This is a genomic window from Bradyrhizobium sp. GW821-FHT12B03, assembly GCF_058807535.1.
Genome location: NZ_JBXAQU010000018.1, coordinates 45,480 through 70,020, shown reverse-complemented (window position 1 = coordinate 70,020; position 24,541 = coordinate 45,480). Strand labels below are relative to the sequence as shown.

20 protein-coding genes are annotated in these 24,541 nt (G+C 64.9%); 6 read left to right on the top strand and 14 right to left on the bottom strand.

Annotated elements, in window-relative coordinates:
- Positions 1–98: 98 nt before the first annotated feature.
- The 5 genes from glsA to AC1RUR_RS28545 all read right to left on the bottom strand — a co-directional run bounded on the left by glsA (position 99) and on the right by AC1RUR_RS28545 (position 7,416).
- Complete coding sequence (glsA, locus tag AC1RUR_RS28565; protein ID WP_492850228.1) at positions 99–1,958, bottom strand: glutaminase A; 1,860 nt, start codon at positions 1,956–1,958, stop codon at positions 99–101.
- A 712-nt stretch (positions 1,959–2,670) separates the two neighbouring features.
- The gene (locus AC1RUR_RS28560) at positions 2,671–4,764 is read right to left on the bottom strand and encodes a methyl-accepting chemotaxis protein (protein WP_492850226.1); all 2,094 of its coding nucleotides are present in this window, start codon (positions 4,762–4,764) and stop codon (positions 2,671–2,673) included.
- A 143-nt stretch (positions 4,765–4,907) separates the two neighbouring features.
- Positions 4,908–6,116, bottom strand: coding sequence for an MFS transporter (locus tag AC1RUR_RS28555; RefSeq protein WP_492850224.1), 1,209 nt, complete (start codon positions 6,114–6,116; stop codon positions 4,908–4,910).
- On the bottom strand, positions 6,116–6,964 hold the full coding sequence (kdsA, locus tag AC1RUR_RS28550) for a 3-deoxy-8-phosphooctulonate synthase (protein WP_492850222.1): 849 nt from the start codon (positions 6,962–6,964) through the stop codon (positions 6,116–6,118). Before kdsA ends, AC1RUR_RS28555 begins: the two co-directional genes overlap by 1 nt.
- Positions 6,965–7,089: 125 nt before the next feature.
- Positions 7,090–7,416 (bottom strand): NIPSNAP family protein, encoded by a 327-nt coding sequence (locus AC1RUR_RS28545; protein WP_326897278.1) that lies wholly within the window; start codon positions 7,414–7,416, stop codon positions 7,090–7,092.
- A 286-nt stretch (positions 7,417–7,702) separates the two neighbouring features.
- Between AC1RUR_RS28545 and AC1RUR_RS28540 the strand changes: the two genes are divergently transcribed.
- Entirely contained in the window at positions 7,703–10,531 is a 2,829-nt protein-coding gene (locus AC1RUR_RS28540; RefSeq protein WP_492850219.1) for a DUF3857 domain-containing protein, read from the top strand.
- A 7-nt stretch (positions 10,532–10,538) separates the two neighbouring features.
- Here the strand turns inward: AC1RUR_RS28540 and pyrG are convergent, their stop codons facing one another.
- From pyrG to AC1RUR_RS28520, 4 genes are all read right to left on the bottom strand, one after another.
- Complete coding sequence (gene pyrG / locus AC1RUR_RS28535; RefSeq protein ID WP_492850217.1) at positions 10,539–12,170, bottom strand: CTP synthase; 1,632 nt, start codon at positions 12,168–12,170, stop codon at positions 10,539–10,541.
- Positions 12,171–12,336: 166 nt separating this feature from the next.
- Positions 12,337–12,720 carry a preprotein translocase subunit SecG gene (gene secG, locus AC1RUR_RS28530; RefSeq protein WP_035702405.1) on the bottom strand — a complete coding sequence of 128 codons (384 nt, stop codon included), beginning with the start codon at positions 12,718–12,720 and terminating at the stop codon, positions 12,337–12,339.
- A 139-nt stretch (positions 12,721–12,859) separates the two neighbouring features.
- The gene (gene tpiA / locus AC1RUR_RS28525; protein ID WP_492850215.1) at positions 12,860–13,615 is read right to left on the bottom strand and encodes a triose-phosphate isomerase; all 756 of its coding nucleotides are present in this window, start codon (positions 13,613–13,615) and stop codon (positions 12,860–12,862) included.
- Position 13,616: 1 nt separating this feature from the next.
- On the bottom strand, positions 13,617–13,847 hold the full coding sequence (locus AC1RUR_RS28520) for a hypothetical protein (RefSeq protein ID WP_492850213.1): 231 nt from the start codon (positions 13,845–13,847) through the stop codon (positions 13,617–13,619).
- A 44-nt stretch (positions 13,848–13,891) separates the two neighbouring features.
- On the opposite strand from AC1RUR_RS28520, the gene AC1RUR_RS28515 reads away from it, so the two are divergent.
- From AC1RUR_RS28515 to moaC, 4 genes are read left to right on the top strand one after another with little or no spacing between them, the layout of a single operon-like run.
- Complete coding sequence (locus AC1RUR_RS28515; protein WP_492850211.1) at positions 13,892–15,790, top strand: SurA N-terminal domain-containing protein; 1,899 nt, start codon at positions 13,892–13,894, stop codon at positions 15,788–15,790.
- 14 nt (positions 15,791–15,804) lie between these two features.
- Complete coding sequence (gene trpD, locus AC1RUR_RS28510) at positions 15,805–16,818, top strand: anthranilate phosphoribosyltransferase (protein ID WP_492850209.1); 1,014 nt, start codon at positions 15,805–15,807, stop codon at positions 16,816–16,818.
- Positions 16,819–16,825: 7 nt separating this feature from the next.
- Positions 16,826–17,647 (top strand): indole-3-glycerol phosphate synthase TrpC, encoded by an 822-nt coding sequence (gene trpC / locus AC1RUR_RS28505; protein WP_492850207.1) that lies wholly within the window; start codon positions 16,826–16,828, stop codon positions 17,645–17,647.
- Position 17,648: 1 nt separating this feature from the next.
- Entirely contained in the window at positions 17,649–18,197 is a 549-nt protein-coding gene (moaC, locus tag AC1RUR_RS28500) for a cyclic pyranopterin monophosphate synthase MoaC (protein WP_492850205.1), read from the top strand.
- A gap of 8 nt (positions 18,198–18,205) precedes the next feature.
- Here the strand turns inward: moaC and AC1RUR_RS28495 are convergent, their stop codons facing one another.
- Positions 18,206–18,382 carry a Flp family type IVb pilin gene (locus tag AC1RUR_RS28495; protein WP_492850203.1) on the bottom strand — a complete coding sequence of 59 codons (177 nt, stop codon included), beginning with the start codon at positions 18,380–18,382 and terminating at the stop codon, positions 18,206–18,208.
- A 324-nt stretch (positions 18,383–18,706) separates the two neighbouring features.
- Between AC1RUR_RS28495 and AC1RUR_RS28490 the strand changes: the two genes are divergently transcribed.
- On the top strand, positions 18,707–21,439 hold the full coding sequence (locus tag AC1RUR_RS28490) for a bifunctional diguanylate cyclase/phosphodiesterase (protein ID WP_492850433.1): 2,733 nt from the start codon (positions 18,707–18,709) through the stop codon (positions 21,437–21,439).
- Here the strand turns inward: AC1RUR_RS28490 and AC1RUR_RS28485 are convergent.
- From AC1RUR_RS28485 to AC1RUR_RS28470, 4 genes are all read right to left on the bottom strand, one after another.
- Positions 21,436–22,047, bottom strand: a complete 612-nt coding sequence (locus AC1RUR_RS28485) for an RNA polymerase sigma factor (protein WP_492850201.1) — start codon at positions 22,045–22,047, stop codon at positions 21,436–21,438. The two genes, AC1RUR_RS28490 and AC1RUR_RS28485, sit on opposite strands and share 4 nt — an antisense overlap.
- Positions 22,048–22,403: 356 nt before the next feature.
- A complete protein-coding gene (locus AC1RUR_RS28480) occupies positions 22,404–22,850 on the bottom strand; it encodes a hypothetical protein (protein ID WP_492850199.1) in 447 nt (148 codons plus the stop codon).
- Positions 22,851–23,057: 207 nt separating this feature from the next.
- Positions 23,058–23,654, bottom strand: coding sequence for a class III cytochrome C family protein (locus AC1RUR_RS28475; protein ID WP_492850197.1), 597 nt, complete (start codon positions 23,652–23,654; stop codon positions 23,058–23,060).
- A 179-nt stretch (positions 23,655–23,833) separates the two neighbouring features.
- Complete coding sequence (locus tag AC1RUR_RS28470; RefSeq protein WP_492850195.1) at positions 23,834–24,541, bottom strand: iron reductase; 708 nt, start codon at positions 24,539–24,541, stop codon at positions 23,834–23,836.

Below are 24,541 nucleotides of genomic sequence, written 5' to 3'. Positions count from 1 at the left end.
ATTGGGAGCCGACCGCTCCAACTCCATTCTTTCACAATGCGGGAGCTTGGCAAGCGCAAAGCCTGCGCCGCGCGTTCGCGAGCGAGCTCGGGTCGCTCCTAGTACGCACTAAGCAAATCGACCTTCGCATTTGCGAGCACGAGCCGCCGCGCCAAAATTGCGGCGAGGTTGCGCATGATCTTGAGTGACGTCTCCGGATGCAGACGGCGATAGTCGGCAAAGCTGTCGAGCGGCAGTTCGAGGCAACTGACGGGCGTGTCGGCGAAGACGTCGGCGCTGCGGCTTCCCTCCAGGATCGCCATCTCGCCGAACGCCATACCCGGGCCGAATGAAGCCAGACGCACGCCGCTGCGCAGCTTCACACTGACCATGCCGCTCTGAAGGAAGAACAGGGAATTGGCGGGCTCGCCGGCGGCGATGATGCGCTGGCCGGCGGCGTAATGGCGCGTGGTGGACAGCTTGACGATCGCGGCGATCTCGTCGGCGTCGAGCTCGGCCAGCAGCGCCTGCTCGCCGAGATGCGCGCTCTCCTTGACGTCGGTGAAGCCGCCGAAGCGGTAGATGACCTGATCCTCGGCCCATTCGATGGCGTCGTCGAGCAGCGCGAAGCGCCGCAGCCGGCGCGGATCGGCCGTCCTCGCGCAGATCGCGCCCCACACCGCGGAGGCCCCCTCGAAGCCCGACAGGATGGTGATGACGCCCGCATTGCCGAGCGCCGTCAGCGTCTCACCCAAAAGCTCCGCGCCGGCTGCGGTGATGTCGGGGACGCGGCGGAAATCGATGATTAGCAGCGGCGCATTCGGCGGCTCGCTGGCGAGCCGCCGCGTGAGATAGTCGATGGTGCCGAAGTTCATCGCGCCGACCAGCTCGAGCACGCGGATGTCGCTGTGGCGCTCGTCGAGTATCTGCTGCTCGTGCGGCTGGCGGCTGCGACGCGAGGAGATGCCGTAGATGTCGTAATCCGCCATGATGCTGGTGCGGACGTCGGCGTTGCGATTGAGCATGTGCAGGTCGAACCGCGCAGACAGCGCCTCGCAGACTTTCAGGCCGCGCGCGCTGTTGAAGTGATCGTCGAGCAGCGGCGAAAAGGTGCCGAGCCCGAGCTGCGAAGGCAGCGCCGCGACGATGCCTCCACCGACGCCGCTCTTGGCGGGAATGCCGACGCGATAAGTCCACTCGCCGGCATAGTCGTACATTCCCGAGCTCGTCATCACCGACAGCGTGCGGGCAACGATGTGCGGCGTGATCACCTGCACGCCCGTCACCGGATTGATGCCGCGGTTGGCGAGCGTTGCCGCCATCACCGCAAGATCGCGCGCGGTCACCAGGATCGCACATTGGCGGAAATAGACGTCGAGCACGGCGTCGACGTCATCGGGCAGCACCGCGTAATTGCGGAGCAGCCAGGCGATCGCCCGATTGCGATTGCCGGTCGCGCTCTCCGAGGCATGCACGGCATCGTCGACGTCGAGCTCGCGGCCGGCGAACTGGCTGAGTTTCGAGCGGACGCGTTCGAAGGCGCCCTTGCCATCCACCTCGTAGATCAGGCCCGAGCAGGCGATCGCGCCGGCATTGACCATCGGGTTGAAGGGACGGTTGTCGTTGGTGAGCCGGATCGAGTTGAAGGCCTCGCCGCTCGGCTCGACGCCGATGGTGGCCGCGACGCGCGCCTCGCCGACCATCTCCAGCGCCAGCGCGAACACGAAGGCCTTCGACACCGACTGGATCGTGAACGGCACGGCGCTGTCGCCGACCTCGTAGACATGGCCGTCGATGGTGACGAGCGCGATACCGAAATGATCGGGGTTGGCGCGCTTCAGCTCGGGAATGTAGTCGGCGAGCTCGCCCGAATTGTCGGCTCGGAATTCCTCGTAACAGTCGATCAGGAAACGCCGCAGCGGTGGCCTGGTGGGGTATCCGGTCGCTGCGCTGGGTGAACGGATAGGCTGGGCGTCCACGGTCTCACACCTTAGATTTGCTCAAAATCGAAGCAATCTTCGTGCCATGTATACCGAAGACGACTGTGGCACGGTGACGCGAGACCTGCGTGCGGCGTAGCCGCTCCAAATTTTGCAATTCCTTACATGGCCACGAGATCGACTCGGACGTGAAGCGAGGTGACGCTCGCTGCGATCGCTACGAGGAACGGGAGTAGACGGTTCATCAGCGCCGTCGCTGGGGCGTCGAACCGGAACCGTTCCAGTAAGGCTGAGCAGATGCGGCCGGGGGCACGCCTTGTCCGATCGGGTTGCTGAACGGGCTGTTGCTCGGCTGCGTCGGGACTGCGCAACAATAGGGAGTATTCGCCGGCCGGCTTCGCTGGCGCTGCTGCGCCTGCGCAAAGGCCGAGGTTGAGACCGCAAGCAGGACCGCGAAGAGAAGCCGAACCATCGTTATGCCCTCAGGGAAGACATAACTAACGATTGCCGCGCCGCTCTTGTTCCTAAGGAAGCATCAGCGCAAGTCAGCCACACGGCCAATCGAGGCGATTTTTGTGCCCACGCGGAAATGGACCTGCCTCAATTCGGTCTCTCGGGCCGCAGACCGGGCGTGGTTGTCGACAAAATCAGCGCGCTTGAGGCGGCCCCTCAGGACAGCGTCACCATCAACATCAAGTCTTGCTGCCGCCGTTGATGCAGCAGCAAGACTTCAAATGCCGCGGCCAGCGCCCTACGCCACCGCCCTCACCCTGCTGACGAAGCCGTCGACCTCCGACGTCAGCGAGCTCGACTGGCTCGAGAGGTTGGCAGCGGCCTTCAGCACGCCGGATGCAGCGCGACCGGTCTCGTTCGCGGCGGACGACACCGTCGCGATGTTGCGGGTGACAGTTGCGGTGGCCTCCGCCGTGTGCTGCACCGTGTTGGCGATCTCGGCAGTGGCCTTGTTCTGCTCTTCGATGGCGGCGGCGATGACACGGTTGATGCTCGAGACCTCCTCGATGGTCTTGACGATGCCATCGATCGCGGAGACCGCCTTCTGCGTCGCCTCCTGAATCTGCGTGACCTGGGTGCTGATCTCGTCGGTCGCTTTCGCGGTCTGCGAGGCAAGGTTCTTCACCTCGCTCGCCACCACCGCAAAACCCTTGCCGGATTCGCCGGCGCGAGCGGCCTCGATGGTCGCGTTGAGGGCCAACAGATTGGTCTGGCCGGCGATCGAGGTGATCAGCCCGATCACCTCGCCGATGCGGTCGGCGCCTTCGGCGAGCGCACGCACGGTGGTGTCGGTCTCCTTGACGGTGACGACCGCCTGCTCGGTGGCGCGCGTGGCCTGCTCAACCTGGCGGTTGATCTCGCGAATGGAGGCGTTGAGTTCTTCGGCGGCGGCCGCGACGGTCTGCACGCCGCTGCCGACCTGGTCGGCAAGGGTCGAGGCCGAGCCGGCCTGGTCCTGGGCTTCCGCCGCCGTGCCGGACATCGAGCGCGCCGTCGTCTCCAGCTCGCCCGAGGCGCTCGACAGCGCCTGCACCATCTGGCCGATCCGGCTCTCGAACTGCCGCACGAGGCCGGCAAGCTCGCCGGCACGCTTCTCCTTCTCGGCGCGCTCGGACGCCTGATCACCGGACAGGCGCTCGGCGTTGATCATGGCCTCCTTGAACACCTGCAAAGCCGCGGCCATCCGGCCGATCTCGTCGTTGCGGTCGAGGCCCGGCACCTCGCCGGCGAAATCATGCGCGGCAAAGCGGGTCATGACGCCGGTGATCGCGGTCAGCGGTCGGGTGACACGGTTGCGCATCAGGAACAGACCGCCGATCATCAGCGTGACTGACGCCGGCACCAGGAGCCCGAACAGCATCAGGCCGCTGCGCGCCTGTGCTGCGCCCTCCTCCGCCCGCGAAATCATGTTGGCGAGCGCCGACTGGGTCACGCCGACGAGCTTGTCGGCACCGACGAGCTGGCCGTTGCGATAGTCGAGGCCGGTGATGCCGGCGGGCTCGCCCTTCAACAGGCGGGCGGCTACCGCGTTGCGCTGGTCGTACAGATCGCCGGACATGTCCGGCTCGGCATCGCGGATTGCCTGCATCAACGCAGGCGAAGCGGCGTTCGCGCTCAAATTCCGCACGATGCCCCAGGCCGCCTGCGAGCGGCCGCGAAGATCGGCGAAATCGATGCCGTCGGTGGCACTCCAGGACTTGCTTCCCAGGATCGCGCTGAACTGCGACAGGATGGTCTGGCCGACCGTTGCGCGCGCCAGCCAGGCCGACTGCTTGACCAGCAACAGGCGGTCGATGACCGGATCGATCAAGGTCATGCTGTTGTCCAGATGTGCGGTCACCTCGCCGACCGCATCCATGTAGGCATCGGTCGCCTTGGCCCATGCCGGGGCGAGCGCCGCGTCCCGCGCCGCCTTGTCCTGACGCAGGGCTGCCGTGGTGCCCGAGCGCAGTCGGTCCACCTGATCCCAGGCCGCGCGCAACTTCTGCACGCGCTCGGCAAGACCGGGCAGGTCGAGCTGCTCGGCGGTCTGGAGCGCCTGCCCGTAATTCTTGATCGCCGCCGCGCGCATCTCGGCGATGGCGCTGAACGTCTTGTCGGCGGCCGGTGCAGCCGCTGACAGGTTGCTCAGCGTGTCTCCGCGCTCGAGCCGGAACACCACCAGCGCGTTGGTCATGTCGCGGCTCGCGATCGCGAGCGAGACGATGCGGTTGCTGTCGCTATGGCGGCTGATCGCCTGCTTCAGGCTGTAGCCGCAGATGAGGACGAGGACGATACCGAGAGAACCAACCACCGCCCCGAGAATGCGGGCGACCGAGCGTTGCTTTTGCATCTGACAATCCGACGGGTGATGCCGCAACCCGGCGGCTTGCCGGAATTCTACGGTTCGAAGCGTGTGATTTGATTTAAAGTGGAAGGGATTGTGTTACCGTTCGCCTACGGGAAAATACGGAAATCGGTAACTTGATACTTCCGTCAGGCCCGTGCGTCGGACGGTGCGCGTTGTTTCAACAAGCGCGCGCAAACAAGGCCCAACACCACCATGATGACGGCGCTCGCGAGCAGCGTCGGCACCTTGCCGCCATGCTGGAGGCCAAGGCCGTAAGCGAGCGGCCCCACCGTCTGCCCCATGAAGAAGAAGAACGAATGCAGCGACAGCGCGGTGGCGCGCGCCTCCACCGAAAGCTCGCTCGCGAACACCTGAAGGCAGCCATGGGCCATGTAGAAGCCCCAGCCCATGACGATGAGATTGAGCGCCTGGACCTCCCAGCGCGGACCGAAGGCCACCGCGACGAGCTGCGAGGCGACCAGCGTCATGCCCGCGATCATCATGCCCCTCACGCCGAGCCGCGGCAGCAGGCGCGACACCGTCAGCGTGTAGAACAGGCCGCCGACCGCAAAGCCTGCGATGACGATGCCGGCGATCGACAGTGAGGTCTGCCCGAGCTCGAACAGGAACGAGGCGACGTAGGGAAACAGGCCGAGCACGCAGCAGCCTTCGACGAACACCGCCGCGTAGCACACGTAGGCATTGGGATTGGTGAAGATGGTGCGATAGCCGGCCTTCAGCGCCGACAGGCTCGTTTTCGGCGGGTGCTTGACCTTGGCGCCGCGAAAGCCCGCGGCGACCGCGATCGAGGCCACGATCACGAGTCCGCCGAGCACGGCCAGCACGCCGCGCCAGCCGAGGAAATCGCCGATCAGGCCGGAGGCCGAGGCCCCGAGCAGATTGCCGGTCATGGCGCCGGCGAGCGTGCGGCTGATCGCGACCTGCCGCTTCTCCGGGCCGACCAGATCGCTGGTCAGGCTGAGCGCGACCGGAAACACGCCGCCCGAGCCGATGCCGGCAAGAATTCGGGTCGCAAACAGAACCGAGAACGAGGTCGAAAGCGCGCCCAGGATGTTGGCAAGGCCGAGCAGCGCGAGGCAGCCGATCATCAGCCGCGTCTTGCCGAACAGATCGGCGGCGGCGCCGACAATCGGCTGGATGATCGAGAAGGTGAAGGCGAACACTGCGGCAAAGCCCGCGGCGGTCGCGATGCTGACACCGAAATCCTCGGCGATATGCGGCAGCACCGGATCGAGCGCGCGCGCCGACAGCGCTGCGGCAAAGCTCGCGCCTGATATGACGTAGAGCGCGGCCGGCAGACCGTGATCGTGCGGCCGCGCCTCGCCTTGCTCCATCAGCGCGGGGTCTTTGCGAGTGCGTCGAACGCCATCAGCCTAGCGATCAGCCCTTCGAACTCGCGCAGCGGCACCATGTTGGGCCCATCCGAGGGCGCGCTATCGGGATCGGGGTGTGTCTCGATGAAGACGCCGGCAACGCCGACCGCGACCGCTGCGCGCGCCAGCACCGGCACGAATTCACGCTCGCCGCCGGAGGATGTCCCCTTCCCGCCGGGCTGCTGCACCGAATGGGTGGCGTCGAAGATCACGGGCGCGCCAGTGGTGCGCGCCATGATCGGCAGCGCGCGCATGTCCGAGACCAGCGTGTTGTAGCCGAAGGAGGCGCCGCGCTCGGTGACAAGCACATTGGGATTGTTAGCGCTGGTGATCTTGGCCACGACGTTCGCCATGTCCCAGGGCGCCAGGAACTGGCCCTTCTTGACGTTGACGACCTTGCCGGTCGCGGCCGCAGCAAGAAGGAGATCGGTCTGCCGGCACAGGAAGGCCGGGATCTGCAGGATGTCCACCGCCTGCGCGACCTCGGCGCATTGCGCGGCATCGTGCACGTCGGTCAGCACCGGCAGACCGAGCGAGGATCGGATCTCCGCGAAGATCGGCAGCGACTGCGCCAGCCCGAGCCCGCGCGCCGCCGACGCGCTGGTGCGATTGGCCTTGTCGAAGGAGGTCTTGTAGACGAGACCGACCTTCAGCCGCGCGGCGATCTCCTTCAGCGCGGAGGCCACCTCCAGCGCATGCTGGCGGCTTTCGAGCTGACACGGCCCGGCAATGATCGCAATCGGCAGATCATTGCCGAATTTGACCTTGCCAATGGTGACGACCGGCGCCGCTGAATTCGAAGAGCTCAAGGCAAATCCCTCGTTTCGGCGCGACCATAGCCGCCATCAGGGTCGGATCAACCCCATTCGGCCCGGCCTGTCAGAATATCAGGGTTGCGCCGGGCCTCCCCGCGAGGCCCTTGCGCTGGCGGCCCCTATTTCACCGACGAGAAGGCGGTCGGCGTCAGCAACTGGCTGACGATGTTGCCGACGATCTGGCCGTCAGCCTCGCTCTCGGCGCGTGCCTTCATCCAGTCCGGGTCAGTCATGAACTTGCCCCACTTCGCTTCGCGATCGGCGAGCGACTCCCAGGCCAGGAAGTAGGTCAGCTCCTGGTTGGACTCGCCGATCAGCGTGGTGAAGAACCCAGCCTGCTTGATGCCATGCTTCTCCCACAACTTCAGCGTCACCGTCTCGAACCGCTTCAGCAGCGCCGGCAGACGGCCGGGTACACAGCGATAGATGCGCATTTCGTAGATCATTCTGAGCTCCTCCCTGAACAGGTCCGGCGGTTATAACGGCTGGCCTTGATGGTGTCTTGAGCCCTGCCCGGCCGCCTCAGTGGCGTTTTGCGCATGGCTAGGCGGCGCTCCAGCGGCGACATCTGCACGCCGGCCGCAACTGTTCTCAATCGATCCGGTCGGAAACCAGCGGCTCACATCGGTTGAATGCACCGTCACATATCGCAGCGGCAATGCAGCCGGGAGCGTGCGCATTGAACACCCCCGTCGCATCATCTATACAACCTCTGAGTGGCAGAGGTGAAGCATGTATCTTGCGAAGTTTCTCCGTGCGGGCGTCGTGCTCGCCGGCCTGTTGGTGTCCTACAACGTTTCTGCGCAGCCCGCTCCCGGCCAACAACTGAAGGAAGTGCAGGTCGAGAGCAACGCATTCACCCTCGCCGACCCGATCCCATCCTGGGTTGATCCCACGCCGCTTCCGGAGATGACGAAGCCGCAACCGATCGTGATTCGGTTGATGGAAACCCAATTCCTGGTCGGACCGACGCCGGTGACCTATGTCCGGCGTGCGATGGCCATCAACGATGCAGCCTCGCTCACCGCAGCCGGGCGCTTCTCGATCTCCTTTGCGCCTGAATACGAGCACGTCCAGCTGCACTGGGTCAGGATCCGGCGGGCGCAGGAACTGCTCGACCGGACCAAGACGTCGAACATTCGCTTCCTCCAGCGCGAGCAAGGCCTGGAGAACGGCGTCTACAGCGGGCACGTCACGGCATCGATCCTGATCGACGATCTGCGCGTCGGCGACACGCTCGACATCGCCTACTCGACCTCCGGCGACAATCCCGTCTTCGGCGGCAAGTATTTTGGCCTGAGCCTCTGGGACCAAAGCCTGCCCACGCTGCATCGCCGGGTGGTGATGAATCATCCGATCGGCCGGCCGATCCAGTGGCGGATGGTCGGCGATCGCGCATCGCCGGAGCTCGCTCCGAGCGAAAGCGTTCGCGACGGCATACGCCGGCTCGACTTCAACCAGGAAAACCTGGCCGAGATCGTCGGAGAGGCCCAGACCGCCCCCGATTTCTTCGGCTATCGCTTCCTGCAATTCTCGGAATTCAAGAGCTGGAACGAAGTCGCCGGCTGGGCGGCCACCTTGTTCGATGCTAAGCCTGCCATCGGCGAGGACCTTCGCACAGCCATCAATCGAATCCGGAGCCTCGGCTCGGACAAGGAGCGCGTGACCTCCGCGCTGGAATTCGTACAGTCGCAGATCCGCTACTTCTCGGTTTCGCTCGGCGAGAGCTCGCACCGTCCCGCAGCCCCCGACGAAGTGTTGCGCCGCCGCTATGGCGACTGCAAGGACAAGTCGTTCCTGCTGGTCACGCTGCTGCGCGAACTCGGCATCGAGAGCAGTCCCGTGGTGCTCCAGATCGGGCGGCGTGAGGGCATCGACAAGACGCTGCCGAGCCCGCAATTCTTCGATCATGCGATCGTGCGGGCGGTGGTCGACGGTCAGGTCTACTTTCTTGATCCGACCCGGCTCGGCCAGCATGGGCTTCTGAACCGGATGGGTCAGGCCCATAGCGGCGCGCAAGTTCTGGTGGTTGGCCAGGGCACGACCGACCTGACGTCGATCCCGGACACCGGCAATGATCTCGTCGAGGATGAAATTGCGGAACGGATCACGCTCGCCAAATTCGGCGACGAGGGCCAGCTCGAGCTCAAGCGCATCCTCAGTGGTCTCACTGCCGAACGGACCCGCGTCGTGTTCGAGCTCAGCTCGCGCGACCGCATCTTGAGGTCGTTCGGCGATGCGATGGAGCGCCGCTATCCCGGCGCCAGGATGGTCGGCGAGCCCACCATCGCCGACGACACAGTCAACAACACCCTGACGATCGGCGCGACCTACAAGGTCCCGAAACTCGCCACCGAACGCGACGGAAACTGGCTGGTCTATTTCAGGCCGGACAATTTCGTCGACATCCTGACGACGTCGTCATCGGCGAACCGGACTACGCCGCTGCGCATTCCCGGATATCCGTTCCACGCCAAGTACGATCTGGAGATCACTTTTCCCGAAGCGGTCAGCGACTTCGCCGATCCCCGCGCCCAGACGGTCGAGAACAAGTATTTCAGCGCGACGGTCTCGGAATCGTTTCGCGGCAACATCGCCAAGCGATCGATGAATCTGATGACGCTCCGTCCTTCCGTCGAGCCGGGCAACTACACGGCCTATGCCGACGACGTGCGATCCTTCAGCAAGGCGGTCGGGGGGCTCATTTTCGTGAGCAAGCTTGCGATCAAGTCCGGCGATCCATCGGATCAATCCAGCTTCACCAAACGGCTCCAGGGCCTGAGCGAGCAGACCATCAAGAAGGCGACCGAAACGATCGAGGGCGGAAAGCTGTCAGGTCCCGATCTGGCGGATGCCTACTGCCTCCGCGGTCAGAGCTACGCCGACCTGGATCGCTATGACGAAGCCATGCAGGACGTGAATGCTGGCGTGCGCCTCGCGCCAAATTCGTTCTCGCCTCTGACCTGCCGTGCCGGGATCTATTTCCGCACCGGGCAATTCGACAAGAGCATCGCCGACTATTCAAAGGCGATCCCGCTTGGAGGGACTGCCGCTGAATCGTTTCGGGGGCGCGGCGTGTCGCGCTTGTTCGCCGGCCGTCTCGAGGAGGCGGTTACCGACCTAACCAAGGCCAGCGAACTGGCCGACAAGGAATCCAGAGTCTACTGCGACATCTGGCTCGTCATTGCCTACACCCGGCTCGGCAAGCCGGCGCCCGCCGATCTATTGAAGCGAGCAACCACGGAGCTGCGCGGCGAATGGCCGCGCGCGGCACTCGGTATGGCCGCAGGTGCAATGACGCCCGACGACGTCATCAAGTCGGTGGGCGACAAGAAGGGCGACGACCTCCAGATGGCACTGGCAGAGGGCTATTTCTATATTGGGGAGTACTATCTCGCGACCGGCGACAAGAAGACCGCGCAGACTTACTTCAACAAGACGCGCGAGCTCGGTGTCATCATCTACATCGAGCACATCGCCGCCGGACTCGAACTTGCGCGCATGAAGGGCGAGGATTCCGGCGCGACAGCCGCTGCGACGCCGCGCCAGGCGACGCCGTAACCGGCGCCTACACCAGGCGCGACTGCACCATCGCCGCCTGAATGAACGAGGCGAACAGCGGGTGCGGCTCGAATGGCCGTGACTTCAGTTCGGGGTGGAACTGGACGCCGATGAACCAGGGGTGATCCTCGTACTCGACGATCTCAGGCAGCACGCCGTCGGGCGACAGGCCTGAGAATTTCAGGCCATGCTGCTCGAGCCGGTCCTTGTAGGCGGTGTTCACTTCGTAGCGGTGGCGGTGGCGCTCGGAAATCTCGGTGGCGCCGCCATAGACCTGCGAGACGCGGCTGCCGCGATTGAGCGCGGCGGGATAGGCCCCGAGCCGCATCGTGCCGCCGAGGTCGCCGGCCTGCGAGCGCTTCTCGAGCTCGTTGCCGCGCAGCCATTCCGTCATCAGACCGACCAGGGGCTCCTTGGTCGGGCCGAACTCGGTGGAGTTGGCGTCCTCGATGCCGACGAGATTTCGCGCGGCCTCGATCACCGCCATCTGCATGCCGAAGCAGATGCCGAAATACGGCACGTCGCGCTCGCGCGCGAACTGCGCCGCGCGGATCTTGCCCTCCGCGCCACGCTGACCGAAGCCTCCGGGCACCAGGATTCCGTTGACGTGCTCGAGGAACGGCGCGGGATCTTCCTTCTCGAAGATCTCGCTCTCGATCCAGTCGAGATTGACCTTCACCTTGTTGGCGATGCCGCCATGCGAGAGCGCCTCGATCAGCGACTTATACGCATCCTTCATGCCGGTGTACTTGCCGACGATGGCGATGGTGACGTTGCCCTCGGGATTTCGGACGCGCTCGTTGATCTGCTGCCAGCTGCGCAGCTCCGGCGGAATCCGAGCGGCGATGCCGAAGGCGGCGAGCACTTCGTCGTCGAGGCCCGCGTTGTGGTAGGCCTCGGGCACCGCGTAGATGTTGTCGACGTCGCGCGCCTCGATCACCGCGCTTTCGCGGACGTTGCAGAACAGGCCGAGCTTGCGCCGCTCTTCCTTCGGGATCTCGCGGTCGGTGCGGCAGAGCAGGATGTCCGGCTGAATGCCGATCGAGCGCAGCTCCTTCACCGAGTGCTGCGTCGGCTTCGTCTTCAATTCGCCGGCGCTGGGGATGTAGGGCAGCAGCGTGAGGTGGATGTAGACGGCATGATCGCGCGGCAGATCGTTCTTCAACTGGCGGATCGCCTCGAAGAACGGCAGGCCCTCGATGTCGCCGACGGTGCCGCCGATCTCGACCAGCACGAAGTCGTAGTCGTCATTGCCGTCGAGGACGAATTCCTTGATGGCGTTGGTGACGTGCGGAACCACCTGGATGGTCGCGCCGAGGTAATCGCCGCGGCGTTCCTTGGTGATGATGTCCTGGTAGATGCGTCCCGTCGTGATGTTGTCGGCCTTGGTCGCCGGCCGCCCGGTGAAGCGCTCGTAGTGACCGAGATCGAGATCGGTCTCCGCGCCGTCATCGGTCACGAACACCTCGCCGTGCTGATACGGCGACATCGTTCCGGGATCGAGGTTGAGATAGGGGTCGAGCTTGCGGAGGCGGACCTTGTAGCCCCGGGCCTGCAACAGAGCACCGAGTGCCGCTGAAGCCAGACCCTTGCCGAGCGAAGAAACCACGCCGCCGGTGATGAATATGTACCGCGCCATGGGACTTAACCTCTAATCCCTCGAATTCGATTCGCCAAAGCGATTCGTATTCCGCCCCAAAGATTCTGCGGGCCTGTGGGTGATCCGAAACTGAGAGTGGTGACAGTGCCTTGATGGGGATTTTTGATGCAGGACGGTAGCCACCGCCCTGCATGGCCCCCCTGCTTTATTGCGAGCGAGGCACCTGCGGGCCGCTCGGAGCCGGCGCCTGCTGCTGCTCGTCCGCCTTCTTCAGCGAATCCAGGATACCGCCCGAAGTCGGCGGCGCGATCGGCGATCCGCCGGCCGGCTGGGTCTGCGACGGCTGGCCGATGATCGAGGAAGGCTTGCGGTCGTAGCCGGCGTACCAGGACAGGAACAGGCTGGTGAGGAAGAAGCCGACAGCCAAAATCGCGGTGGTCCGCGTCAGGAGATTCGCGGTGCCGCGGCTGGACATGAATCCCGCGCCGCCGCCCATGCCAAGGCCGCCGCCTTCCGACTTCTGGAGCAGGACGGCGCCGATCATGACGGCGACGATCATGAGGTGGATGACGATGACAACAGTCTGCATAGTGCCCTTCCGTCACAAGCGGGCGGCGCCTGACGGCGGCCGATCGCGCTTCGCGGGTTTTCCTGAAGTTGCGCGGTGTTACACGATCGGAAACGGCATTGCCACCCCCGATCGGGTACGGCCCAACGGTTTGGGTTAGCTAGGGGCAGCCCTTGGCGATCGCAAGGAAATCGGCCGCTTTCAGGCTGGCACCACCGACCAGCGCCCCGTTGACGTTCTTCACAGCCATCAGCTCGGCCGCGTTCGAAGGCTTGACCGAGCCGCCATAGAGGATGCGCATCCTGGCGCCGTCGGCCTTGAACCGGGAAGTCAGAATTTCCCGGATAAACCCATGAATTTGTTCGACATCCTTGGCCGTGGGGGTCAGGCCGGTGCCGATCGCCCAGACCGGCTCGTAGGCCACGACCAGATTCGCGGCGGTGGAGCCGTCCGGCAGCGAGCCGTCGAGCTGCCCGCGCAGGACATCCAGGGTCTGGCCGGCATCGCGCTGGCCCTGCGTCTCGCCGATGCAGACGATTGCCGTCACCCCGGCCCGCCAGGCGGCTTCCGCCTTCTGCCGCACCAGAGCATCGCCCTCGCCATGGTCGGCGCGGCGCTCGGAATGGCCGACGATGATGGCGGTCGCACCCGCATCCGCCAGCATTTCGGCAGCGATATCGCCGGTATGGGCGCCGGAAGCCTTGGGATGGCAATCCTGGGCCCCCACCGCGACCTTCTTGCCGCGCGCCTTGTCGGCAAAGGCCGCGATCAGGGTCACCGGCGGGCAGACCAGCAGATCGGCCTTGGCGGCCACATCTGCCGCGCCATTGAGCATGGCGTCGAATTCGGCAGACGAGCCCTTCAGGCCGTTCATTTTCCAGTTGCCGGCGATCAGCGGTCGGATGGCGTCGGTCATGTCAACTTCCAGCAAAATGAGGTTTGTGCAGCGCTAGCAGAGCTGCTGCGGCAGTTCCAGATTCTTGTTTTGACGCGTTTTCCTGACGCGAACCGGGGTCCACTTCGCTGGAAATCGCTTTGGGGCCCTTAACCGCAGCTTCGCGAGGCCGCGTGACCTGAGGTTGCGGGGGGAAAGCCGCCACTTTATGATGATTGATCAATTTGGTGACGCGCTTTTGCGGAATCTGCATTAAGACGCGCTCCCGTTCCCCTCCTGCCAAACAAGTTGGACCAAATGCTTCGAGGAATGCGCAAGGCCTCATCAAACTGGCTCGGCAAGACCATTATGGCCGTAGTGATGGGCGTGTTGATCGTCAGTTTCGGCATTTGGGGCATCGCCGACATCTTCAAGGGCTTCGGCCAGTCCACGGTGGCCAAGATCGGCCGCACCGAGATTTCGGTGAACGAGTTCCGCCAGATCTATACGGACCGCCTGCAACAGATCAGCCGCCAGTTCGGCCGTCCGCTGACCCCCGATCAGGCGCGCGCCTTCGGCCTCGACCGCCAGGTGCTCCAGCAGACGATCGCGGAAGCCGCCCTCGACGAAGAGGCACGCCGGCTCGGGCTCGGCCAGTCCGACGACCAGATCCGTCAGGTCATCATGAACGACCCCAACTTCAAGGGCGTCGGCGGCAGCTTCGACCCGAACCGCTTCCAGGCCGTGATCCGCAACTTCGGCTACACCGAGCAGCGCTACGTCGCCGAACAGCGCAAGGTGTCGCTGCGCCGGCAGATCACCGGCACGATCGGTGCCGGCCTCGAGCCGCCCAAGGCCATGGTCGACGTGCTGACGCGCTTCCAGAACGAGCAGCGCGCCATCGAATTCGTCAGGCTCGACGCAGCCCAGGCAGGCACCATCGATGCGCCCTCGCCCGAGGCGCTCGCCGCTTATTTCGAGGATCACAAGGTCCAGTTCCGCGCGCCCGAGTACCGCAAGATCGCCTTCGTCGTGATCTCGCCGGAAGAGATCGGCAAATGGACCGATGTGTCCGACGAGGACGCGAAGAAACTGTTCGACCAGCGCAAGGACCGGCTCGGCACGCCGGAGAAGCGCCAGATCCACCAGATCGTGTTCCCCAACGCGGCCGAAGCTGCGACCGCGCGCCAGCGCCTCGCCGGCGGAATGTCGTTCGAGGATCTCGGCAAGGAGCGCGGACTGAGCGCCTCCGACGTCGACCTCGGGCTCGTGACCAAATCCTCGCTCGACCCGGCGGTTGGCGATGCCGCGTTCGCCCTCCCCGCAGGTGAAATCAGCCAGCCGATCCAGGGCCGTCTCGGCACCGCGATCGTCAAGGTCGACAAGATCGAGCCGGGCGTCGAGGCGAACTACGCCAGCCTCGCCAGTGACATCAAGCGCGAGATCGCCACCGAGCGCGCGCGCGTCAAGGTCGCCGATCTCCGCGACAAGATGGAAGACGAGCGCGGCGGCGGCTCCAGCGTGATCGATGCGGCACAGAAGCTCGGGCTGTCAGCCGTGACCATCGACGCCGTCGACCGCTCCGGCCGCGCGCCGAACGGCCAGCCCGTCGCCAACATCCCGCAGGGCCTCGACGTGGTGTCGCAGGCCTTCAACACCGACGTCGGCGTCGACAACGACTCGATCTCGTTCAAGGGCGGCTATGTCTGGTACGACGTGCTTGCCGTCACGCCCTCGCGCGACCGCAATCTCGACGAGGTCCGTGACCAGGTCGAGGCGCGCTGGCGCCAGGACCAGATCGCGACCAAGCTGAAGGCCAAGGCGACCGAGATGGCGCAGAAGCTCGAAGCGGGCGGCAAGCTCGCCGATGAAGCCACTGCGATCGGTGCCAAGGTCGAGAGCGCGACCGGCTTCAAGCGCGACGACTCCCCGGCCAGCGTGCCCGGCACCGTCGTGGCGGCCGCCTTCCGCACCGCCAAGGACGGCGTCGGACAGACGCCGGTGAGCGGCGGCAGCGAAGTGATCGTGTTCCGCGTCACCGACATCGTCGCCCCCACGGTCGACGCCGCCTCCGACGCGGTCAAGAAGCTGAAGGACAGCCTCGACCGGGCGCAGACCGAGGAGCAGGTCGCGTCCTACGTCAACAAGCTTCAAACCGACATCGGGACCACCATTAATCAGGCCGCCTTCGCGCAGGTGACCGGCGCGAACCAGTGAGTTGAAAGCACGCGATGGACGACCTGAAATCGATCATTGGAAAAGTGGCGACCGGCGCCAGCCTGTCGCGTGACGAAGCGGCTTCCGCCTTCGATGCCATGATGTCGGGCGAGGCGACGCCCTCGCAGATGGGCGGCCTCTTGATGGCGCTGCGGGTGCGCGGCGAGACCGTGGACGAGATCACCGGCGCAGTCGCAGCGATGCGCTCCAAGATGCTGACCGTGACGGCACCGCCTGATGCCATCGACATCGTCGGCACCGGCGGCGACGGCTCCGGCTCGGTCAACGTCTCGACCTGCGCCTCCTTCATCGTTGCAGGCGCCGGCGTGCCGGTGGCCAAGCACGGCAACCGCGCACTGTCCTCGCGCTCGGGAGCCGCCGACGTGCTGGTTTCGCTCGGGGTGAAGATCGACATCAGGCCAGAGCAGGTCGGGCGCTGCGTGCGCGAATGCGGCATCGGCTTCATGTTCGCCCCTGCCCACCATCCGGCCATGAAGAATGTCGGCCCGACCCGGGTCGAGCTGGCAACCCGTACGATCTTCAATCTGCTCGGCCCGCTGTCCAACCCGGCCGGCGTGAAGCGGCAGATGGTCGGCGTGTTTTCGCGGCAATGGGTGCAGCCGCTGGCGCAGGTGCTCAAGAACCTCGGCTCTGAATCCGCCTGGGTGGTGCACGGCTCCGACGGTCTCGACGAAGTCACGCTCACCGGTCCGACTTTCGTGTCCTCGCTCCACAATGGCGAGATCAGGAACTTCGAGGTGACGCCGGAGGAAGCGGGGCTGCCGCGCTGCGAGCCCGGTGCGCTCAAAGGCGGTGACGCCGACGCCAATGCGATTGCGCTGCAAAGCGTGCTCAGCGGCAAGCCGAGCCCCTACCGCGACGTGGCATTGATGAACGCGGCCGCCGCGCTGGTCGTGGCCGGACGGGCCAAGGACCTCAAGGAGGGCGTCGCAATCGGCACGAAATCGCTCGACAGCGGCGCGGCGAACGCGCGGCTGAAGCATCTGATCGCGGTCTCCAACGGCTGAGCCTGACATGTCGGACATCCTGACCAAGATCGAGACGTACAAGCGCGAGGAGATCGCGGCGGCCAAGCGCGCGCAGCCGCTCTCCGTCGTCGAAGCAAGGGCCAAGGCGCAAGGCGCGCCGCGCGGTTTCGTGCGCGCGATCAGGGCCAAGCACGCCAATGGCGACTTCGCGCTGATCGCCGAGGTCAAGAAGGCCTCGCCCTCGAAGGGGCTGATCCGCGCCGATTTCGATCCGCCGCAGCTTGCCAGGGCCTATGAGGCCGGCGGCGCCGCCTGCCTCTCGGTGCTGACCGACACGCCGTCGTTCCAGGGCCATCTCGACTTCATGGTGGCCGCGCGTGCGGCGACGGCACTGCCGGTGCTGCGCAAGGATTTCCTGTTCGACACCTACCAGGTGGTCGAGGCCCGCGCGCATGGCGCCGACTGCATCCTGATCATCATGGCCGCGCTCGACGACGCCACCGCCAGGGACCTGGAAGACGCGGCGATCGCCCATGGCATGGATGTGCTGATCGAGATCCATGACCGTGCCGAGCTCGACCGCGCGCTCAAGCTTCGCTCGCCGATGATCGGCGTCAACAACCGCAACCTGCGCACCTTCGAGACCACGCTCGCGACCAGCGAAACATTGGCGCCGTTGATCCCCGGGGACCGGCTCATGGTCGGCGAGAGCGGCATCTTCACGCCCGCCGACCTCGCCCGGCTCGAGCGCGTCGGCATGTCGACCTTCCTGGTGGGCGAGAGCCTGATGCGACAGGCTGATGTGACCGCCGCCACGCGTACGCTGCTCGCGCGCGAGACGACGGCCCGCGCGACCGGTACGCGCTGACATGGCGCGCAAGCCGGCCAAAACGAGGCCTACCAAGACGAGGCCTACCAGGACGAAGCCCGCCAAGACCAAGGCCGGCCCTGCCCTCACCCATATCGGCGCCTCCGGCGAGGCGCGCATGGTGGACGTCTCGGACAAGCCTGCGACCGAACGGCTTGCGGTCGCGGAAGGCCGCGTTCTCATGACCAGGGCGACGCTGGACCTGATCGTCTCGGGCAACGCCAAGAAGGGCGACGTGCTCGGCACCGCGCGCATCGCCGGCATCATGGCCGCCAAACGCACCTCGGAGCTGATCCCGCTCTGCCATCCGCTCGCACTGTCGAAAGTCACGGTCGACATCGCGCCGGACCCGAAGCTGCCCGGCTGCCACGTCCGCGCCAGCGTGAAGGTGACGGGCCCGACCGGAGTCGAGATGGAGGCGCTCACGGCCGTGTCGGTCGCCTGCCTCACCATCTACGACATGATCAAGGCGGTCGAGCGCGGCGTGCGGATCGAGGGCATCCATCTCGTCGAGAAGCTCGGCGGCAAGTCAGGCCATTACCGCGCCTGATCCCGTCGCTACTTCAGCGACGTGCTGATCGATCCGAATTTCGCGCTGAGCCTGCTGCCCATGCCGTTCACGACGGTGATGATCGCAAGCGCGATGCCGGCGGCAATCAGGCCGTATTCGATCGCGGTCGCGCCGCGTTCGTCGGCGAGGAAGTTCTTCAAGGTGTTCTTCAAAGCGTTCTTCATCGTGGCGTCCTCTCTGTGTCGTTGGCATGTGTGTTCGCAAATCACGTGCCAATGTGACCTTGAGGATCGCCAGCATGTTAGATGGTTAAGCCCTGGTTGATCGTCGCAGGGCCGGCAGAAATTGACCGGCATCGCAGGAGCCTCGCGGCAATTCCTGCACGTCTTGCATCTCCTTTCGCATCCCGCGCATCGATTGCTTTTGTGTGCGGCCATTCACATCGCGTTAACCGCGATTCCTAACTTCGCCTCCACACCGTTCCCGTAAACCGACGGATGTTTTGAGGATCAAGAACTGATCCTGGCGTGTGCACGGCAACTATCGACATGATGACGAAATACGGCAGTCGCCTCCTTGACCAGACCTTCGTGCGCAGCGGACCGATCCGCTGGCTGGTCGTGGGCGGCACGCTCCTGATCGCCGCGATCGCCGTCGGCGCGGTTCTGATGGCTCAGAACTTCCGCGAGCGTGCGCTGCGCAACTCCGGCCGCGAGCTGGAAAACACCGTGCTGATGCTCGCCCATCATTTCGATCAGCAATTGCAGGATTTCGCGGTCATCCAGAAGGATTTCGTCGACCACGTTCGCGCGATCGGCATTGCCAGCGCGGAAGACTATCGCAAGCGCCTTTCCGGGCAGGACATCCACCGTCTGCTGCGCTCGAAGATCGAGGCGCTTCCCTACATGGGCGGCGTCAACGTCATCGATGCCGAAGGCAATTTGATCAACTCGTCGACGGCGTGGCCGGCTCCGAAGGTCAACGTCGCCGATCGCGCCTATTTCCGCACCTTCCGATACGATCCCGATGCGCCCGACGTCCTGATCGAGCCGCTGCATAGCCGCATTTCGGGCGCCTGGACCATCCTGATCGTGCGCAAGATCGTGGGACCGAACGGCGAGTTCATGGGCTTGGTTGGACGCGGCATCGAGCCGGCCAATTTCGAGAAGTTCTTCGAGTCCGTCGTGCTCGGCGAAGGAGCGACGATCTCGATGCTGCATCGGGACGGCACGCTGCTGGCCCGCTACCCGCACTCCGAGGACTTGATGGGGCGGAATTTCAGGAACGGCCCGTTCGCGCAGCAGAGGGTCTTCGGTCTCGATCATTTTGCCGGACGCTTCGTCAGCCCCGTCGACGGTGAGGACCGGCTGATCTCCTCGCATGCGCTGCCCCACTTCCCGATCCTGATGATGGCCACCACGACGCGCGCGGCGGCCCTGACGGACTGGCGTGAGCAGATCGGCATCCTGATCTCGGTCGCCGCCTCTTCCGCGCTCGCCATCGCCGGCGTGCTGATCGCGATCGTGCGCAAGCTCCTGGAGCAGCACCGCCTCTCGCGGGAACGGCTGACGCTGGAGAAGCAGCGCCTCGACCGCGCCGTCAACAACATGACCCAGGGCCTGCTGCTGTTCGACGCCGAGCAACGGCTCGTGGTGTGCAACGAACGCTATATCGAGATGTACAGCCTGTCGCCCGAGGTGGTGAAGCCCGGCTGCAGCTTCTACGACATCATCGCCCACCGCAGGGCGACCGGCTCGTTCACCGGCGACGTCGACGACTATGTCGCGCGCGTGCTGCACGACATCCACGCGCGCAACTCCATGGTGGTCGACACCTCGGACGGACGCTCGATCCAGATCCTCAACGAGCCGCTCGCGGACGGCGGCTGGGTGGCGACGCACGAGGACATCACCGAGCGCCGGCGCATCGAGGAGCGCATCACCCACCTCGCCCATTACGACGCGCTGACCGACCTGCCCAACCGCACCATGTTCCACGAGCATCTGCGGCAGGAACTGGCCGCCATCGCCGACGGTGAAGAGATCGCGGTGCACTACATCGACATCGACGAGTTCAAGGGTGTCAACGACGCGCTCGGCCATCTCGTCGGCGACGAACTCCTGAAGTCGGTCGCGGCGAAGCTCAGCTTCTGCGCGGGCGCAGGCGACTTTGTGGCACGGCTCGGTGGCGACGAATTTGCCATCGTGCAGCGCGCGGTCACGTCGCCGGAGCAGGTCACCGATCTCGTCGCCCGGGTCTTCCAGGCCATCCGCACGCCCTTCGACTGCATGGGCCATCATCTCACCACCGACGCCAGCATCGGCATCGCGCTGGCGCCGGGGCACGGCACCGCGCTGGACCAGATCCTGAAGAACGCTGATATGGCGATGTACGCCGCCAAATCCGCCGGACGCCGCACCTATCGCTTCTTCGAGCCCGAGATGGATGCCAAGGTCCGCGAGCGGCGACAGCTCGAGATCGACCTGCGCCACGCCATCGCCCAAGGCGGACTCGATGGCGGCCTCGAGGTCTATTACCAACCCTGCCTCAGCCTGAAGGACGACCGCATCACCGGCTGCGAGGCGCTGGTGCGCTGGCGCCATCCCGAGCGCGGCATGGTCTCGCCGGCCGAGTTCATCCCGATCGCGGAAGACACCGGCCTGATCAACGAGATCGGCGAATGGGTGCTGGCGACCGCCTGCCGCGACGCGGCCACATGGCCCGACGACATCCGTCTCGCCGTCAACGTCTCGCCGGTGCAGTTCAAGAGCGGAACGCTGGCGCTGAAGATCATGGCGGCGCTTGCCGCCTCCAACCTGCCGGCAAGCCGGCTCGAGCTCGAGATCACCGAGGCCGTGCTGATCCGCGACGACGACACCGCGCTGGCGATCCTGCATCAGCTCCGCGCCATCGGCGTGCGCATCGCGCTCGACGATTTCGGCACCGGCTACTCCTCGCTGAGCTACCTGCACCGCTTCCCGTTCGACAAGATCAAGATCGACCGCTGCTTCGTCAACGATATCGCCGGCCCCGACGGCTCCGCCAGCATCGTCCAGGCCGTCGTCAACCTGGCAACCGCCCGCCGCATGACCACCACCGCCGAGGGCGTCGAGACCGAGGAGCAGCAGCGCTTGCTCCGCACACTCGGCTGCTCCGAGATGCAGGGCTATCTGTTCAGCGCAGCGAAGCCGGCCGACAAGGTGCTGGAGCTGTTCGCACTGCATCGCAGCCGGCTCGCCCAGCGCAGCAGCGCCGAAAGCCGCCGCCGCGAGGCCGGCTAGGTCGGACCTCGGCTGTCGGCGCAGCGGCATTCCCAGAAGCTCTCCTCCAGACACACAACGCAGGTCTGCTCGAGACGCTCCTTCAGGGCGTGTCGCGCGCGATGAAGGCGAACGGTCAGGTTGTTGACGGTCACGCCCAGATCGGCTGCGACCAGCTCCCGCGGTTCACCGCCGAGGTCCACCCTTCTGATCACATCGGCATGCTCTGGCTTCAGGAGGGACAGATGGGTGTAAAGGCACTCGCAGACCGCGGCATTCGCGGTGGCATCCTCGCTGGCTGCAAGACGATCGTTGAGCTCACGCGGGAACGGCATCTCCCGCGTTCTGCTCTTTGACATCTGACGGTGAAAGTCGGCGATGGTGGTCGCCAGGACCCTGCTCAACCAGCCTCGAATCGAATCCGCATCACGAATGTCGCCGGACCGCTCCAGCGCGCGCAACATGAACGCCTGGAGCACCTCCTCCGCTTCCGCCCTCCCGCCAAAGCGTCGCTGAAGATAGCTGCGGAGGCGATCGTAACTAGTGACGAGAGCGGCACGAACGACTGCGTCCTGCACATCCGGGGAGCCGGCTGCCCGCGCCTGTAGACTCTCGTTCGGCGGTTTCATGACGCATCGTCCTTGCAATGACATTCGGTAGATCGCTTTGAAGCGGGAGCGCGTCGAATGGGGCACGACAGCGATCCGCGGATTGAGCAGCCCTCGAACAAGGGTCGCGAGAGATCGCCGCTCCAGCGGCGCTCACGCGATGACCTCGCCTTCCGCAAGCCGATGATCGCTATGTCGGTGTTCTTGCGCCCAACGCGCGGCGCGCGCGAACAACGACCGAGACCGGTCCTGTCGCTCCGCCGCGTGGAACGACTTGGCGTGCACCGGCCATCATCCGCTGGGGCATAGCGCTCCTCGCAGACGTGCCAATCCGCGCTCAAACCTGGAGCGACGCAGTTCGATCTTCGGGGGCTATGTCAGGCGATGGGGGGCCGGTAGTGACGACGGAACGCACCCGCGTCACAGATCACATCAGGCTGTGCTTCACAGCGCGCGTGCGGCACGACAAGCTCCGCAATCGCGGGCGCTTGTGGCGACACGGCGCTGAAGCACAGCACCGAGCCGCAGCAGGTGGCATGCCGGTCGCCGGGCCGGTCCTGGTCGTCGTCGCAATCCCCAGCCATCGCAACGTCATGCGAATGCACCGCCGATCCCGCACCTTCATCGTGCTCATGCGTATGAGTATGCGCGGGCTGATCGGCCTGATGCTCGCATTGAATCGATGCGTCGAGAACGGTCGAGATCGCGAGGGACGGCGTCATCGACGCAAGCAGATAAGCGATGGCAACAAGCCATCCCCACCATTTTCGCCTTGGCTTTCTCAAGCCAATCATCTGCGCACCCACTGCCTCGACCCGGAACATATAGCTCTGGTTGCAGGGACGGCCAACAGAAAACGACACACGCGACATAGTCAGTCGAAGAGCTATGACGCGCGTCGTGCACCCCCGCACAATTTCAAGGTCCGGCGCCCTATCCGGCCGCACGATGCTGCGCGAAATGGGCCTCATATTTTTTTTCGCGGCATGCTGTAATGTGCAACACCCTTCTCCGTCGCACGACCGGACTGGTCAGTGATGCTTCATCCAACCGACGCCTTTAATGTCGTTGAACGAGTCGGTCTTGTGACACAGAAAGCACTGATCGACCGATGCGTGCTCCTGCCCCGTGATCATCCGATCCATCATGACGAAATGGCCCATGTAGTGGCTCGGCGGCGCCTGATGACATTGGGCGCAGTCCCTTGACGTTGGCGAGGGGTGCAGGAAACCGACGATTTTCCAGGACGCGAGCCCATGGCACTCCGCGCAGTTCCGTCCAAACAATTCGCGATGCGGCTCCCGATTGCTGTGGCAGCTGGCGCAATCGAGCCCTGCCCTTTCCCGCCGGTCTGACTTTGGCAGGCCGAGAAACTCCTTCAGGTCGGCCGTCAGCTGATCGGCCGCAGCCCGGTCGAACAACGTCCTGCCGGAGGCGGACGTCGCGATTTGAAGCAGCGATGCGTGGTCCATCCTGATCGGCCGCAGTCCACCCATGTGCTCGAGATGACAGCCGGAACATTGACCGCCTGCCGTGGCGTGAAACGCCGTCGACTGCTTGGCGAGATCCCCGGCGGAAGGCGCATGACAGGAGATGCAGGCCGCTGCTTCGACGCCCCTGGTCGGCATATGGCAGCTCTCGCATCTGTCGGATAGAAACGCATGCTTCCCGGACAATGGCCCGGGTGTCACAAACCTTGCCCACCCTGGAACGACCTCGGAGCCGCCCCGATACAGAGCGATCGACACGACGGCCACGCTTGCGACAGCCAGTGTCGCGATCACGGCGTAGAGCACGCCCCTGATCGTCACGCGAGCCACCGCAGCCCGTAATAAACCTCGGTCGCCACATGCACCGCGAGCAGCCCATACATGACGATCGCTGCCATGACGTGCAGCCCGACCCACTGCAGGAAGATCTTCTTGATCGCTTCGCTCGATCCGATCGCCGATTCGAGGTCGGCAATGCCATCGACGAGTTGCAGCAGGGGCACATTCTGCAAGGCCGATGCACGCACGGCGGACCCGTCACGGGCCCCCCGATCGGGCGACGGCATGGCCGCCGCAATGTGCTCATAGGCCGACCTCAAGGTCGCCAGATGCGACTGCTGCTGACGGAGCTCCATCGCGGTTTGCGGCAGGTAGTACCGCCCGACAAATCCGGTGATGACGACGACCAGCATGCTGGTCACCAGGGCGATCCCAAGCGGGCTTTGAAACTTGTGACCGGTATGCAGAAGCGCGAGGAAGGCTGCGGCGATTCCGGCATAGGCGTGAAACGCCAGGAGCGTCGGCATCGACACGCATCGCGTGACCAGGGCCTTCAGACCCACGCTGTATTTCGTCATCGGATAGACGAGGAGGAGAACCATCAGCACGGCCGCGCCGCCCCCAAGGACAAAGCCAGCCAGGCTTCCCGCGAACCGGCCGTCGGAGTGCAGCAGGAACGCCGGCACCAGCAGCAACAGGGCCGCCAGGGCGACGTCGGCAGCCAAACGCTGTCTCCCGTCCATCAT